This is a genomic window from Actinoplanes subglobosus (assembly GCF_042650585.1).
Lineage (GTDB): Bacteria > Actinomycetota > Actinomycetes > Mycobacteriales > Micromonosporaceae > Actinoplanes > Actinoplanes subglobosus.
In genome coordinates this window covers 15,585-31,330 of record NZ_JBHSBL010000012.1, presented here as the reverse complement: position 1 = coordinate 31,330, position 15,746 = coordinate 15,585, and the positions used below count along the sequence as shown (strand labels likewise).

Here is a 15,746-nt window from a genome sequence, read left to right as displayed (position 1 = left end):
GAGGCCGGATCCGTTCCGGCCTCCCGGCGTTCGATCAGCAGATGTAGAACGACTTGTTGGTCTGGTGGACGTCCGCGACCAGCGGGACCGTCAGGAACGGCGTGCCGTTGGCGTACAGCTCCGGGACGAACCCGGGCCATGCCTGGGTGTTCCAGATGGCCGACTTGACGTTGCACTCCTTCTTCTTGGAGAGGCCGTTCAGCACCGCGCCCTCCTGACCGTTCTCCGTCTTCAGGGTCAGGCCGAGCTGCGTGCTGATCGGCGCGTCCTCACCGCCGGTGTGGAACGCCCAGGCGACACCCTGCTCGGAGGCGAAGAACGGGAACTCGTCGCACTCCATCGGGAACCCGTCCGAGCCCGCGGGCCGGGGAGTCGGGCACGTCGTCTGACCGAACCGCGGCTCGTTGAGCCAGCCCCGTGCCCAGCTCTTCTCCTTCTCCTCGTTGCTGGCGAAGTTCTGCACCACCCACGCCGGGTAGCGCTTGAGGCCCGCGTCGTCGTTACGGGTCGCACTGGCGGCGTCCGCGATCGTGGGGAAGAAGATCGCGATCTTCATGCAGGGGTCGTCGAACATGCCGCCGCGACGTGTCAGGTCGAGGCATCGCTGCGCCGCGTCGGCGGCCTGTGCGTCGGTGATGGTCCAGCGGTCGCCCCGGCGAGTGTCCACATAGTCGATGATCCGCTGTTTGATCGTCTCGAGCGGGCTGTCGCCGCGGAGCACCGAGTTCACCATGTAGGCCATCTGCTGCTGTCCCGTGGAGTTCGGGTGCCAGCTCCCGGCGCCGGGATCGGAGTCCCCGCTGCCGTCCTCCGACTTGCCGAGCACCGCCTCGGTCCACCGGGCGTCGTCCTCACCGGACAGGATGTTCTGGCAGGCCCAGTGCTTGCTCTCGTCGTCCTCGACGATGCGCCACCGCAGTGTCGAGTTGATGTAGCGGATGTCGACACCCTCGTCGTGGATCTCCGAGACCGCCTTCATGGTCGCCGCGGTCAGGTGATGCGTCAGCTCGTTCAGGAACACGCCGGTGACCCCGCTCATGCCCCAGCACGTGCCGTTCGCCTCCTCGTCCGGCCGCATCTGCGGGTAACCGACCACCACGATCTTCGCGTTCGGGGCCCGCCGGTGGATCGCACGATAGGTCGCCTTGAGCTTCGCCGGCAGCCAGTCCCTGATCAGCTTGGTCTCGTAGACGTTGAGCGCTTCCGGGTCGACCTTGTCGTTGTTGCGGGTCAGCTTGTAGTCGTCGAGCTCGCACCCGTCGGCCAGTCGCAGGATGCAGCCCCGCAGCACCTCGGCGAACCGGGCGTCGTTGCCGCCGATGGAGATCGTCACGTGGGTGGTGTCCACGTCGAGATACCCCTGATCGACCTGGGTCATCTCGCCGTGCTGGAACCTCGCCGACCCCCAGTCGGTGTGCCCGGCCGAGTCCGAGGCCGCGGGCGGATTGTTCACCGCCTCGGTGGCCACGGCTGTCGTCGTCGCGCCGGAGCAGGCGAGGAACGCGAAGGAGGCCTGCCCGGCCGCCGCCTGCTGCTCGATCGTCTGATCGGATCCGGGCAGCTTGATCTGACGCGGGTACGCCCCGGTGGTCGAGCGGTGACAGGCGTTGTTGTCGGTCGGCCCGCCGTTGCCGCGCTTCACATCGCTGTTGCGGTCGTACGGGGCGGTGCCCTCACCGGAGGAGTACGAGTCACCCAGCGCCACGTACTGAGCGGCCGGCTTCGACGTCGGCGTGAACGCGACCGCGTCGAAGACGATGCTGTCGCTGCCCATGCCGTCCGGGGTCTCGTTGGTCAGCGTCACGCTCGCCCGGCCGGAGAGCGGGAAGACCCCGAGGTCGACCCAGCGGTTCTGCTGCCAGGTCTGGTTGACCACCCGGTACCGGGTCTGCCCGTTGCCCAGATCGATGACGTACCTGGCCTGCTGGCTCCAGGCGCCGTGGTCGGGGACGGAGACCTGGATCCGGGTCCACCCGGTCATCGACTCGGCCAGCTTCCACGTGCCGCTGACCTTCAGCTTCCCGCCGAGGTGCCCCGGCTGACGGGTGTGACCACGCCAGAAGTGGGCACCGAACCCGGCGCCGATCTGGTGCAGGTCGACCTTCGACGGATACAGCCCCGAGGAGTCGGAGGCGAAGTTCAGGGAGAAGTCGCCGCCGTCCGTCCAGTCCCGCGCGCATGGCCGTACCAATGGCACGGTCTTCTCGATGTTGTCGATGACCTTGGCGCCCGGCAGCAGTCCCGAGGTGTCGCACTTCGGGGGGAAGCTGGTGCCGTCGTCCTGGTAGGCGTAACCCGGGTCGAACCGCAGCACCTCGTTGCCGCAGGTGCCGCAGGCCTGACCGATGGCGCCGCAGATGTCGGAGGCACAGCCGTCACCGGCCGGCCCCTTCCAAGCGACCGGTTCGTGATACCAGCACCGAAGGTCGTACAACCCGCTGGCGTTCTTGTGCAGGCAGGGACCGGCCGGCTCGTTCTGCACGTCCGGGTCGTTCGGCTTCACCGACGCGTTCGGGTCGCAGTCGTTGGACACGTTGCAGAAGACCTTCCGGTCCGGCTTGGCCTTGAACCGGGCGTCGGTCGTGGACCACCAGGCCGCCCGGTAACCGGCCACGTCCGTGGTCGGCGACTCGGCCGACGTGATCGGGTGCCCGGCCCAGCCCAGGATCTTCTCCGGGTACGGCCACTTCTGCGGCGTGCGGGCGTCGTCGTAGGTGATCTCGAGGAAGGCCTTGCGCTGCGGGTCGTAACGCGGGTTGATCGGGTTGTTCAGCCAGCCCACGCCCCACGGCTCGCCGGTGGCCTTCTTCTGGTACATCCCGGAGTTGTAGGCCCAGAGCGCGAAGAACCAGTTCTCCAGGTGTGCCGGGTTGGCGTCGTGCACCTTCAGCCCGGCCTGGTAGGTCTGGTTCCACTTGTCCTGGAGGATCCGCGCGCCGGCCGCCACGTTGGCCGCGAAGTCGAGCGCGACCGCCCGCTGGACCTGGTAGTCCAGTGAGGTCTCGACCTTGTTGCCGGCGTCGTCGGTCTTCTCCTTACCGGCCAGCCGCATGCCGTCGGTGACCTGGGTGAGCCCGTAACCGCAGTCGGAGTCCGCCCAGTGGATGTCCCAGTCGTCGTCGCCGGTGCTGTTGTAGATGTCCCGGCCGTAGAAGTTGCCGATCAGCGGGTTGGCCGTCACACCGGGCAGCGCGTACCGGGCCGCCTGCCACATGTTCGACTCCTGGGCGATGACGCCGAGCATGATCTGGGCGGGAATGCGTCCACCGGTCACCAGTTCGATGCGAGGGAAGTACTGCCGGAGGGTGTAGGCCGGCATGCCGAGGTTCTTCCAGTTCGCCTCGCGCCGCAGGTCCAGCGAGCCGGTGATCACCTGGTCGACGGCCCATTCCACCTGGCGCGGTTTCGGCTGGATCGCCTGGTTCTGCGGATCGTTGCGGGCGACCGCGCAGTACCGCTCGTCGACCCCCTCGGACGCCTCGGACGGCGAGCCGGCCGAGGCCACCCGCGCCTGCGGAGCTGCGGAGCCCAGCGCGGGGCTGGGCTCCAGGCCCTTGGCGGCGGCCGCGTTCTCTGCGGCGGTGGCCGTGGCCTCCTCGGTGGTGACCACGTCGAACTGAAGCGCCGAACCGGTGGCCGGCGCCACCGCGTCGATGCGGGCCGGCTCGGCCGCGGACGGGTCCGGCTGCCGGAGCCGGGGGTCCTCGGTCCCGGCCGACCGGACACGGGTCAGTGCCAGGTCACCGGTGGCCGAGACCTCGCTGCTCGCGGGCACAGAGAGGCGCCGCACCCCGGACGGCAGGGCAGCAATGTGGGTGGTGGTGCCGGTGACGAAGGACCGGCCACCGGAGCCGCGAGCCAGGCCGATCTCGGCCTCCGGGCCCTCGGCGAGCTTGGCCGGTTTCGCGCCGGACCGGCGGGGCAGGCGCTTGACACGGACGAGGTCCTCGGCGCTGTCCATGAACGTGACGTTCCCCGAGGCGTCCGGGACGAGCCGGAAGGCTACGCCGTCCGTGTCCGCCAGCCGCTTGATCTTCGCGGAACGGTCCACCTCGACGAGCCCGCTCCCGCCGGCCGCGACGACCTTGTCACCCACCGGCACTGGCGAGCTGAGCTCGGTCTCCAGCACGATGGGCGCAGAGAGCTTCCCCTTCGCGGCGTCGAGCGTGAACATCCGGCTCTGCACGGGCTGGTTCGGGTCGTCGACCCGCTCGCCGCCGTACTGGCTCAGGACAGCGGTCTCGGCGGCGCCACAGCCGGGGTTGTAGTAGGCGAGCGAGGTCTGCACGGCCAGCTTGGTCACCTTGCCGCTGGTCAGATCGACGGTGGCGGTGAATCCGCCGCGATCGAACAGGTCAGGCTTGTTGGTGAAGGTCCGCGGCGCGTAGACGACCACCAGCCTGCGCCCGGACCCGGTGAGACACGCGTTCCCGATCCAGGAGTCCGCGTCGAAGCCGGGCTCGGCCAGGGTGGTGACGGTCTCCCAGGTGTAGCCCGTCCGTGCCGTCGCAGCCAGGACGTGCAGGCCGCTCGCGTCGCCGTTGAGGGTCCAGGCGACATCGGACGACTTCTTCCAGCCGGGCCGCAGAACCTTGTCGCGGACGCTCGGATCGACGGTGTTCTTCTCCGGATCGTCCCGTAGATCGATCGTCACAGCCGGGTCCGGCGTGGGCGCCGGAGCGGCCGGGGGCGCGGCCGCGGCTGGAATAGGAACACCGACGACGGCCGCAGCCAGGCTGAGTGTCAGCCCGACAGCGCCGGCCCGGCGCAGGATCCCCGTGTGTTTGGTGTGCATCAACCTGTCCCGAGTCGCACGAACGCGCCGAGCGCATCCATGATCTTGATTGCGGAGGAAAAGATTCCATCAATTTCAAGGAGGTTCGGCTGCCCCCGGTTATGTGTCCTGAGTCACACGTGTCGGGAGTGAAACTGAGAGCGGGCTGAGAAACCCTGAGTCGGCCTCAGGGGAACTCCGGATCCGAATCCGTGCGGCCGCTTTCTAGGCTGAGCGCGTGACCATCATCGTTACGGACGGGCTGACCAAGACGTACGGCGGCGGGGTGACCGCCCTCGCGGACCTGACCGTCGCCGTCGATGCCGGCGTCATCGGACTGGTCGGCGCCAACGGCGCCGGCAAGAGCACCTTCATCAAGATCATGCTCGGACTGCTGCCGCCGAGCAGCGGCAGCGTCCGGGTCTTCGACCTCGACCCGGTCACCCAGACCGACCGGGTCCGCGCGCGGGTCGGCTACATGCCGGAGAACGACTGCCTGCCGCCGGACGTCTCGGCCGCCGAGTTCGTGACCCATCTGGCCCGGATGAGCGGCCTGCCGAAGACGGCGGCCCGCGAGCGTGCCTCCGAGGCGCTGCGGCACGTCGGGCTCTACGAGGAGCGCTACCGGCAGATCGGCGGCTACTCGACCGGCATGAAGCAGCGGGTCAAGCTGGCCCAGGCTCTCGTGCACGACCCCGACCTGCTGCTGCTCGACGAGCCGACCAACGGGCTCGACCCGGCCGGCCGCGACGCCATGCTCAACCTGGTCCACCGGATCGGCAACGAGTTCGGCATCTCCGTGGTCGTCTGCTCCCACCTGCTCGGCGAGGTCGAGCGGATCTGCGACTCCCTGATCGCGATCGAGGGCGGCCGCCTGCTGCGCGCCGACCGGATCTCCTCGATGACCGAGGCGTCCGACATCCTCGCGGTCGAGGTCGCCGACGGCATGGACGAGCTGGCCGCGGCCCTCGCCCAGCGGGGCCTGGCGGTCACCCGGGAGGGCCGGCTGCTTCTCGTGCCGCTGGAGTCGGACGAGGCGTACGACCGGATCCTGCACGCCGTCACCGATCTCGACCTCAACCTGCACCGCCTGGACCAGCGTCGGCACCGCGTCGCCGAGCTCTTCACCACGAAGGAGACGGCCGATGTCTGAGGCCGGCGTCATCCATGACATCGGATACCAGCGTTACGACGGCCCGCGACTGGGCCGGTTCGCGATGCAGCAGGCGCTCTACGTGCACGGGCTGCGCGCGGCGTTCGGTCTGGGCCGTTCCGCCAAGGCGAAGATCTTCCCCTGGCTCGTCTTCGGCATCATGCTGCTGGTCGCGGTGATCGTCGCCGCGATCCGCTCCCTCACCGGCGAGTCGGTGATCAGCTACCTCGACTTCGCCGGACAGATGAGCTTCCTGATCATCTTCTTCACCGCGATCGTGGCACCCCAGCTGGTCTCCCGCGATCTGCGCGCCGGCACCCTCCCGCTGTACTTCAGTCGTCCCCTGCGGGCCGCCGACTACGTCTCGGCCAAGTTCGCCGCCATGGTCAGCGCGGTCTGGCTGCTGCTCGGCGTGCCGCAGTTCATCATGTTCCTCGGCGCCGCGTTCACCACCAAAGACGGCGTCAAAGGCGTGTTCAACGAGATCGGCGACCTCCTGCCCGGCTGGGGTTACAGCCTTCTTTGGGCGCTCACGTTCGCCGGCATCGGCCTGCTCGTCGCCTCCTTCACCGGCAAGCAGGCGTTCGCGGCCGGTGGCATCGTGGCGGTCTTCCTGGTGACCACGCCGATCGTCGGGGTGCTCAGCTCGCTGCCGTCCACCACCGCCAACCAGCTGGCCTTCCTGTCCAGCCCGATGTTCCTGCTCGCCGGGGTCGGGCAGTGGATGGGTGGCAACTTCGACATGGAGCTCGGCCGGTTCGGCCCGATCTACGGCATCGAGACGGTCTGCCTGATCGCCGCCTGCCTCCTCATCCTGCTGGCCCGCTACCGGAAGGTGGCCTCGCTGTGACCACCCAGACGCTCCCGGCGCAGACGCCCACCACCACCGGCGTGGTCGAGTTGTCCACCGTCTCCCGGTGGTACGGCAACGTCGTCGCGGTCAACGACATCTCCATGTCGCTGCACCCCGGCGTGACCGGCCTGCTCGGGCCGAACGGCGCCGGCAAGACCACCGTGCTGCACATGATGGCCGGATTCCTGTCGCCCTCCCGCGGCACCGTCACCATCGACGGCAAGCCCACCTGGCGCAACCCGTCGATCTACCGTGACCTAGGCCTGGTCACCGAGCGGGAGGCGGTGCACGGCTTCCTCACCGCCCGCCAGTTCGTCACGGCCTGCGCCAAGATGCAGAAACTGCCCGACCCGGCCGGGGCCGCCCAGCGCGCACTGGAGCTGGTCGAGATGACCGGTGCCGCCGAGCGCCGCATCGAGACCTTCTCCAAGGGCATGCGCCAGCGCACCCGGGTCGCCGCCGCCCTGGTGCACGAGCCGCGGGTGCTGCTGCTCGACGAGCCGTTCAACGGCATGGACCCGCGCCAGCGGATGCACATGATGGAGCTGCTGCACCGCCTCGGCGACAACGGGCACACCATCCTGTTCAGCTCGCACATCCTGGAGGAGGTCGAGCAGGTCGCCGGGCTGGTCCAGGTGATCGTGGCCGGTCGCCTCGCCGCCTCCGGCGACTACCGCAAGATCCGTCGCCTGATGACCAACCGGCCGCACGTGTTCGCCGTGCGCAGCTCCGACGACCGCCGGCTGGCCGTCGCGCTGATCGGCGAGAAGTCGGTCGCCGGCATCGAGATCGAGGCCACCGGCCTCACCGTGCGGGCCTCCGACTATGGCAGCTTCACCCGCGCGCTGCCCCGCATCGCTCTCGACCAGGGCATCCGGCTGCGCCAGGTGGTGCCGTCCGACGAGTCCCTGGAGAGCGTCTTCTCCTACCTGCTGGAGGGCTGATGTCCACGGTCGCTTTCATCACCGCGCGCGGCCTCTTCGGCCGGCGCCGGGCACTGCTGCTCCTGCCACTGCCCCTGCTGCTGATCGGTCTGGCCGCGATCTGCCGCGCCTACGACGTGTCACCCGACATGTGGGGCCAGGCGGTCATCGTCGGCCTGGGCCTGACCGTGGTGCTCCCGGTCGTGGCCCTGATCGTCGGCACCGGCGTCCTCGGCTCCGAGGTCGACGACGGCACGATCGTGCACATCCTCACCAAGCCGCTGCCCCGCTACGAGATCATCCTGGCGAAATTCGCGGTGGCCGCCTCGGTCACCGCCGTGGTCGCCGCAGTGCCGCTCTTCGTCACCGGCGCCCTGGCCGGTTCGGTCAAACTCGGCGGCGCCCTGGCCGTCGCCTCGGTGGTCGGCGCGCTGGCGTACTCCGCGTTGTTCCTGCTCTTCAGCCTGCTCAGCCGGCGCCCGGTGCTGGTCGGCCTGGTCTACATCCTGGTCTGGGAAGGCCTGCTCGGAAACTTCGTCTCCGGCACGAAGAACCTGGCCATCGGCCAGTACGTCATCACCATCGCCGACAAGATCGCCCCGACCGCGATCATCGAGTCGACGATCGGCATGACCACGGCCATCGTGATGAGCGCGATCTTCATCGTCCTCGGCACCCTGGCGGCGATCAACCGCCTGGCCTCGTTCAGCGTGGCCGGCGAAACCAGCTGACCATTCCACCCGACCCGGCCCGCGTCCCCTTCACGGAGACGCGGGCCGTCGCATTTCGTGGACATTCAGGGCCGTCCTTCACAAGGCTCGGACGCCCACCATCAACCAGCGCGACGAGGGTAACTGAGGTCACAACACATCGATTTACTTAGCCGCGACAGCCATCTATGGTTTGGGATCAGCTCGGTCTCGGGGGATCGGCGGTTCCGATGGCAGAGCCATGTGTTCGTTCCACCGTGTCTTCCCTCGTGCCCTGTGGTGAGTGATCCAAGGCAACGGGGGAAAGCAGAGGATGAGGCCGAATCCAGCACGGCAGAGGCTCGGCGTCGTCGGCCTGCTCGCACTCCTCTTCTCTCTGATGGTCGTTCCCCAGCCGGCCATAGCTGCCGACGTGCCGCATCTGCGGGTCATGCCGCTCGGCGACTCGATCACCGCCGGTGCGGGCAGCAGCCGCGGACGCGGCTATCGGGAACCGCTGTGGTACAAGGTCCGGAACCAGACGGCGTTCACCATGGACTTCGTCGGGTCGCAGCGTGAGGGCGCGGTTCCGGACCCGCAACACGAGGGCCACAGGCAGTGGAAGATCAAAGACATCGACGGCAATGTCGAGTCCTGGCTGACCTCGTACTCACCGGATGTCGTGCTGCTGCACATCGGGATCAACGATCTGGACAAGGGAGGCGACCCGGAGGGCGCGTCGGACGACCTCGAGGACCTACTCACCAAGATCTTCACCGCGAAACCGGGCGTCACGGTGATCCTGGCCGGCCTCCTGCCGTCCGCACCGGTGGCGGCGCAGGCGGCCCGGTTCAACATCGCCGCACAACAGATCGTCGCGGACCGTGCGGCGGCCGGCGACCGGATCCGATACGTGGAGTTCCCGGTCACCGCCGACCAGATGACCGACCGCCTGCACCCGGCCGACACGGGTTACGCGGTGATCGCCGAGACGTACTTCACCGCCCTGCGGCAGGTGGTCGCCGAAGGCGGAACGACCACGTCTCCGGCGCCGTCCGGAAGTGCGCCGGAGACGTCCAGCAAGGTGCGGTGGGCCGACTTCGACGGCGACGGGCAGGACGACTACTGGCTGATCGCCGACGGCGGCGCGGTGCAGGTGTGGCTCAACCGCGACAACGGCAACTGGTGGAACCAGGGCCAGGTCGGATCCGGCCTCACCAGCAACCGCAGGCAGGTGCGGTTCGCGGACTTCGACGGCGACGGCAGGGACGACTACCTGTGGATCACCTCGACCGGTGCGGTCCGGGTCTACCTGAACCGCGGTGGTGACGCCGGCGACGGATGGCCGCTGGTGGGACAGGTGGCGCCCGGCATGACCGCGAACGCCGACCAGGTCCGGTTCGCTGACTTCGACGGAGACGGGAAAACGGACTACTTCCTGATCAGCGAGACCGGCGTAGTGAACGTCCAGCTGAACCGCGGCGGCGACGGTCACGGCGGCTGGCTCAACCTCGGCAAGGTCGCCGGTGGCCTGACCACTGATGCGACCCGGGTGCGCCTGACCGATTACGACGGCGACGGCAGGGTCGACTACGTGTGGATCGACGAGAACGGCGCGGTCCAGGCCTGGCTGAACCGAGGAGGCGACGGCCGCGGCGGCTGGCAGGGCCTCGGCCAGGTGGCCCTCGGGGCAACGACCGACCACGACCAGGTGCGGTTCGCCCAGTACACCACTGACACCCGAGCCGACTACGTGCGAGTCAACCTGAACGGCGCGGTCGACGTCTGGACCAACGGAACCGGCGGTTGGTCCGGCCCCCAGCGCATCGCCGGAGGCGCCGTCATCGAGTGACGAGTTCAGGAATCAGTAGCAGTCGTCGTCGAATCATGTTGAGAGAGAGTCATTTCAATTGCGTAATGTTCGTCGTTCCATAGCGGTCCTCGCGATGGGAGCCCTGGCAGCGGCTGTCGGCTTCGTCAGTCAGCCGGCCAGCGCCGAGGCGGCAGCTGACGAGCCGTCGTCCATCGTCGAGGATTTCAGCTATCCGAATGCTGAGGACATCACCGGGGTCAAGTTGATCCGCGGTGACGGGAACATCACCTACGTCGGTTGCAGCGAAGAGAACGTGAGCCTGGCGGTCTGGAGTTATACGGCGTCACAGCCGTTCTGCTTCCGGATCGTCGGCAAGACCGGCCACCTCACTGTCGAACTTCAGCAGGTCTACGGCTTCCGCAACTACGAGGACTTCGCCGTCGGAGCCACCGTGAGCCTCAACGGTGCCCCAGCCACGGGTGCGATCGTTCCGGCGGACGACTGGCTCGGGGTCGGCTCCGGTAGTAGCACCGGTGGCCAAGTGGCGATGCTGGAGATCCGCGTCTGACCTGTCGTTCCGGAAACCGGTTCAGCCGCTGTGATGCGGCGCAGCGCGGGTGGTTTCTCGGCCGCACGGTGACTAAGACCGTCCAGGTGGGGCCACGGTGCGCGAAGCAGAGAAGCGTCAAGTCGGTCTGCCGGTCGGCACTCAACGGTGTCGGCAGGCAGACCGGTCGTCTTTGAGGGAGCGATCGTTGGCAACTCGAATATTCAAATATCCCCGGAAACGGGAAGGGCGACCGGCGGCCCATATCGCCGTCACAGTAGTCGCCTCTATCGTCGCTACCGCCGGGGTAGTGGTTCCCTGGCCGTCGTCGGCGGCTGCCACGCCGCTGGCCGAGGAAGTCGTCAATGACGTCGGCATGCAGCGGCAGGTCGTACTTTCCCTGATGCAGTCCGGCGACAGCGAACTCGCTCGCGCCGCACGGACCGCTCTGCTCGGCACCGACGTGGATTTCCAGAAGTTCTTCACGGAAGAGCTGACGGGGCTCGAGGAGAGAAATTCCAGGGTCGAGGTTCTCCGTCTCCTCGAGAGCGGTGGTCCGGCTGTCCGTGCCGCCGCGAAGCAGGCACTTGATGCGGGAACGCATCTCGACCGGGAGAACTTCATCTACTTCGGCTTCGACAGCGCCTGGGTGCAGGACGAGCGATCCCGGGCGCTGCAGGTCAAGGAAGGTGGAGCATTCGCGGTCCAGCAGGCGGCCAAGCAGGCGCTGGACGGCGGAGACGCGGCGATCACCAAGTTCCTGCTGGAAGGACAGTTCGTCGCGCGAGCTCATGACGAGAGGGCACAGGCTCTCGCGATCATGTCCGGCGGTGGTGCGGCCACCAGGGAGATGGCCAAAGCCGCGCTCGATGCGGGTCCGGACGCGATTCATGAATTCGTGACGACCGGTGCTGAGATCAGCCGGGCCCGGGACAAGACGCTCGAATCCGTCACTGAACTCGCCGAGCAGGCACAAGCGGCGCTGAAGAAGGCGGAACAGGACACCGAAGCGGCCAAGGAGGCGTCCGCCAAGGCGGTCACCGCGGCGAACAACGCCAAAGCCGCCGCCGAGCTGGCAGCCAAGGAGACCTTGGAGGCCAAGGACTCCGCGAAGAAGGCGGCTGCCGCCGCGGGGCGTGCAGCGGACGCCGCAGCCGCAGCAGCCAGGGCCGCTGAGGACGCCATCGACGCGGCGGCCGAGGCGTACTCCGCAGCGACGGCAGCCGCGGATGCGGCAGCCAAAGCCGCCGCTGCCGCGGTGATGGCCAGCAACGCCGCGGCCACGGCCAACGGCGAGGCCGTGAAAGCGATCATCGACGAGGGCAACGTCAAGGGCGCCCGGGATGCGGCAAATCAAGCACTCGGTATCGCGATAGCCGCGGAGCACGCTTCGATGGCTGCGGAACAGGCGTCGCTCGTCGCAAAGAACTCGGCCAGTGCGGCACTCTCCGTGGCGTCGGCTGCCGCCCATGCTGACGCCGCCGCCGCGGCGGCTGACGACGCCCGGGCGAACTCCGGGCTGGCCGGAGCTGAAGCAGACCGGGCACGCAACAATGCCGCCCGTGCGCGTGCGGCCGCTGCCCGGGCGACCAAGTCTGCGCAGAAGGCTGTGGCGCTGGCGAACAGGGCTGCCGACGAGGCAGCGGAATCCGGCCGCATGGCAGCCGACGCGGCGAAGCATGCCCGGGCCGCTGCTGCCGCCGCCAACAAGGCCGCTGATGAGGCAGGACAGGCTGCCGATCGTGCGGCGCAGTCTCGAACCCATGCGGCGAACGCGATCGCGTCCGCGAATGCCGCCACCAAAGCCGCCGGCCAGGCAGCGGATGTCGCGAACCTTGCGACGCAGGCCGAGAACGACCGGATCCAGCTTTTGCAGGAAGAGGGCGTCGCCAGGGCTGCCGTCGACCTGAAGGTGGACCGGGCGATCCGCGCCAGTGCGGCCTGGGATGCCCAGGCGAAGGACCGCCAGAACGCTGAGACCAAGGCGCTCATCGCCGCAGCCAGGGCGCCGGGGGCCACCTCCGAATTGTTGCTCGGCCAGGGCCGGCAAGCGGCCATGGACCTGATCACGGTCGGGGGCTCGTACACGAAGGCCGCGGCCGAGGAAGCCCTGACCGGCGGTGAAGACGACCTGCGCTACTTCTTCACCACGGGACTCGAGGCAGCGGAGGAACAGGACGACCGGGCTCGTGTCGCCCACATCGCCGAGACCGCGGACGTCGCCGGGCTCAAAGCCGCCGCCGAGACGGCCTTGACCGGATCGATCGAAGACGTCCGGCAATTCATGCGAGACCGTTCCTATCCCGGCAAGGGAAACGACGACCGCGCCGCGATCCTCAGGACGATGTCACTCGGGTCCGCCAGCCATGCGGCGGGGTCCACAGCGCTGGACGGCACTGACGCCGATCGGAATGAGTATCTCGCGCGCGGTCAGTACGCGGCGGCGGAACATGACGAGAGGGCGAAGATCCTCAGCATCCTCTCGGCGAATCCCGCACCCGGTCCCGAGGTTCAGGCCGCCGGCAAGATCGCATTGGCGGGGCCGGAGCCGTACATGCGGGGCTTCCTCACCGCGGGACATGCCGCTGCCCTGGAGCGCGACCAGCTTCTCCTGACCCATCAGCACCGCGTCGCGGTCAAGGTGGCCGAGGCGGCGAAGGCGGCCGGCCTCGCGAACGAAGCCGCATTCAAGGCGGCTGAGTATGCGGAGACCGCGAACAAGGCCGAGGCGAAGGCCGCGGAGTACCGCGCACAGGCGATCGCCTCGGCCAACGAGGCGGCGGGTTACGCCACCAAGGCAGCGGATTCCGCGGCAGCGGCCCAGAGATCCGCCGCGGAGGCGGCAGCATCTTCGGCGCGGGCGAACCAGGCGGCTGCCGCAGCACGAGCCGACGCGCAGAAGGCAGACCAGTCCGCAGCGGACGCCCGGTACTCCGCATATCTGGCCGACCAGCACGCGGACGAGGCCGCAGAGTACGCGGCCGATGCGAGGGCCTCGGCTGAGGCTGCGCAGAAGACTCGCCTCGAGATTGAGCAGGCGTACGAGGACGCGTACGCCTTCGCCATTGCAAAGATCAATGAGGAGGAGGAGGCGCGCCGGAACAACCCTGATTCCGAGGGCAAGAAATGCAACCGTCCACCAGGCCTTGCTGACCCCTCCTGCTACCCCGACCTGCCGGGGATGCCCCGTAACGCGGACTCGGGCGAGACCGTCTGCTGGAGTTACGCGGTCGAGGAGGGAAACACGCGCTGCGGCTACTACGTCGTCACGGACGAACAGCGGCGCATCCTCGAGCAAGAGTGGGAGTACATGCAGAGCCTCAACATGTGCATGCTCTGGGGACAGTGCGCTCTTGCCTACCTCATGCTCAACGTCACGCTCGACAGCGACGCCATGATGAACGACCCGGACATGATGGGCGACACGTCGGCGGAGGTCGCCTCTCAGAAGCGGCTCGACATGTTGATGCGCCAGTTGCGTGAGGCCATGGAGCGCAGCTGTGTGCGGGAGAACAGCTTCGACGCCGACACCCTCGTGCTCATGGGTGACGGCACGGCCAAGCCCATCAGCGATGTCCAGGTGCACGATTTCGTCCTGGCCACCGATCCGGTCACCGGACGGACGGGCAGCCGTGAGGTCACCGACCTTCATCTGAATCAGGACAGCGACCTGGCCGACATCCAGGTTCGCGGGCCGGACGGCCTCATCGACACGGTCAACACCACACAGGAGCATCCGTTCTGGAGCGTGGGCGATCGGTCCTGGACACACGCGGAGAACCTCGACGCGGGAGATCGTCTGTCGGTGGCGGGCTCCGGCGAAGCCACCGTCGTGCACACCAGGTCGTTCACCGGCCAGCAGCCCATGTACAACCTGTCGGTCGACGACCTGAACTCCTACTACGTGTTCGTCGGCGTAAACGCGGTACTCGTTCACAACGATCCGCCAGGCCCTGACCTGTGTGATCTGGAGGCCATGGAGCAAGCGCTTTCTCATCTTCCATGGGAGCCGCATACGTTAAAGAAGCATGTGAACGTAAGCCCGAGCCGTGCCACTGAATTGGCACAGGGCTCCGATGGTGGAACCAATGGGGTCTGGGCCAACAAGGCGACTGCTCAAACTGTTGTAAACACTCACTTGCGCAGGAAGGGCATCATGGATCAGATCAAGAAGATGCCCTTCGGTGAAAATAGAACCTTCAAGGGAAAAATTAATAACCAGGAGCTCGGCTGGGTTGCTAAATCGGACGGAACTTTCATTCGCGAAAAAGTCTACTGCTATTCTGTCGTGATCCGTAAAGACAAGTCGATCAAGGCGAAAGAAAAGTGGTATGTCTTCACCTCGTACCCTCGAACATGTACTAAGGATGAGTGAGGTGACGACCATAGACTCCCATACCGGGATCCCGATCCTGGCGAGTCGGTTCCACGAGGATTGGTACCTGATGGGAAGCCTGTCCGAGGTGATCGCCGACGCCTGCAAGCACACGGTGTCGCGTCATGTGCTGAGCCATGACGCCGAACTCCTGCGCTCCGGGCTCTCTTCGATTGATGTGGAAAAGCTGTGGCTGTCATGTCTCGACGGCTCGTTCACCTTCGGGCCGGAAGGGACGGTGGCCTCGGGCCCGGCCCTGATGGAAATGATCCTGCAGGAGTGCCGGCGTTTCGGAGTGGAGGAGCCGACCTACCGGGCCGACTTCTCCGAAGGGTATCGGGATGCCGTGGTCGCCGAGGTGAAGGCGTTCGGTGAGGAGGGGTACCCGTTGATGTCGGGGCGTCTGCTTCGGTGCGCGGACAAATGCTCACCCGACCTCGCGTTCCGCTTCCTGCTGGAGACGTATCACGCTCTAAGCGTCGATATTGATGAGAGCCGGTACGAGAGCCTGCGGAAGATCGGTGAGGGCCTCGGCTATGACCCGCTGGTGGTAGTGCGAGTCGCGGCTCTGGTGGAGGACGCCTGAAATGAGCGAGCCCCGTCCCGGAGCGGGACGGGG

9 protein-coding genes are annotated in these 15,746 nt (G+C 67.4%); 8 read left to right on the top strand and 1 reads right to left on the bottom strand.

Features of this window, described 5'->3' with window-relative positions; translation table 11 throughout:
• Nucleotides 1-34 precede the first annotated feature (34 nt).
• Nucleotides 35-4,795 carry a golvesin C-terminal-like domain-containing protein gene (locus ACFO0C_RS11145; RefSeq protein WP_378066514.1) on the bottom strand — a complete coding sequence of 1,587 codons (4,761 nt, stop codon included), beginning with the start codon at nt 4,793-4,795 and terminating at the stop codon, nt 35-37.
• A gap of 217 nt (nt 4,796-5,012) precedes the next feature.
• On the opposite strand from ACFO0C_RS11145, the gene ACFO0C_RS11140 reads away from it, so the two are divergent.
• The 8 genes from ACFO0C_RS11140 (at nt 5,013) to ACFO0C_RS11105 (ending at nt 15,713) form a co-directional block, all read left to right on the top strand.
• Complete coding sequence (locus tag ACFO0C_RS11140; protein WP_378066513.1) at nt 5,013-5,927, top strand: ABC transporter ATP-binding protein; 915 nt, start codon at nt 5,013-5,015, stop codon at nt 5,925-5,927.
• Nucleotides 5,920-6,777 (top strand): ABC transporter permease, encoded by an 858-nt coding sequence (locus ACFO0C_RS11135; protein ID WP_378066512.1) that lies wholly within the window; start codon nt 5,920-5,922, stop codon nt 6,775-6,777. The genes ACFO0C_RS11140 and ACFO0C_RS11135 overlap by 8 nt, the downstream gene beginning before the upstream one ends.
• Entirely contained in the window at nt 6,774-7,724 is a 951-nt protein-coding gene (locus tag ACFO0C_RS11130; protein ID WP_378066511.1) for an ABC transporter ATP-binding protein, read from the top strand. The genes ACFO0C_RS11135 and ACFO0C_RS11130 overlap by 4 nt, the downstream gene beginning before the upstream one ends.
• Complete coding sequence (locus tag ACFO0C_RS11125; protein ID WP_378066510.1) at nt 7,724-8,434, top strand: ABC transporter permease; 711 nt, start codon at nt 7,724-7,726, stop codon at nt 8,432-8,434. Before ACFO0C_RS11130 ends, ACFO0C_RS11125 begins: the two co-directional genes overlap by 1 nt.
• A gap of 292 nt (nt 8,435-8,726) precedes the next feature.
• Nucleotides 8,727-10,244, top strand: coding sequence for an FG-GAP-like repeat-containing protein (locus ACFO0C_RS11120; RefSeq protein ID WP_378066509.1), 1,518 nt, complete (start codon nt 8,727-8,729; stop codon nt 10,242-10,244).
• A 94-nt stretch (nt 10,245-10,338) separates the two neighbouring features.
• Nucleotides 10,339-10,773, top strand: coding sequence for a hypothetical protein (locus tag ACFO0C_RS11115; RefSeq protein ID WP_378066508.1), 435 nt, complete (start codon nt 10,339-10,341; stop codon nt 10,771-10,773).
• 289 nt (nt 10,774-11,062) lie between these two features.
• Nucleotides 11,063-15,127 carry a polymorphic toxin-type HINT domain-containing protein gene (locus ACFO0C_RS11110; RefSeq protein ID WP_378066507.1) on the top strand — a complete coding sequence of 1,355 codons (4,065 nt, stop codon included), beginning with the start codon at nt 11,063-11,065 and terminating at the stop codon, nt 15,125-15,127.
• 1 nt (nt 15,128) lies between these two features.
• Nucleotides 15,129-15,713, top strand: coding sequence for a hypothetical protein (locus ACFO0C_RS11105; protein ID WP_378066506.1), 585 nt, complete (start codon nt 15,129-15,131; stop codon nt 15,711-15,713).
• Nucleotides 15,714-15,746 lie beyond the last annotated feature (33 nt).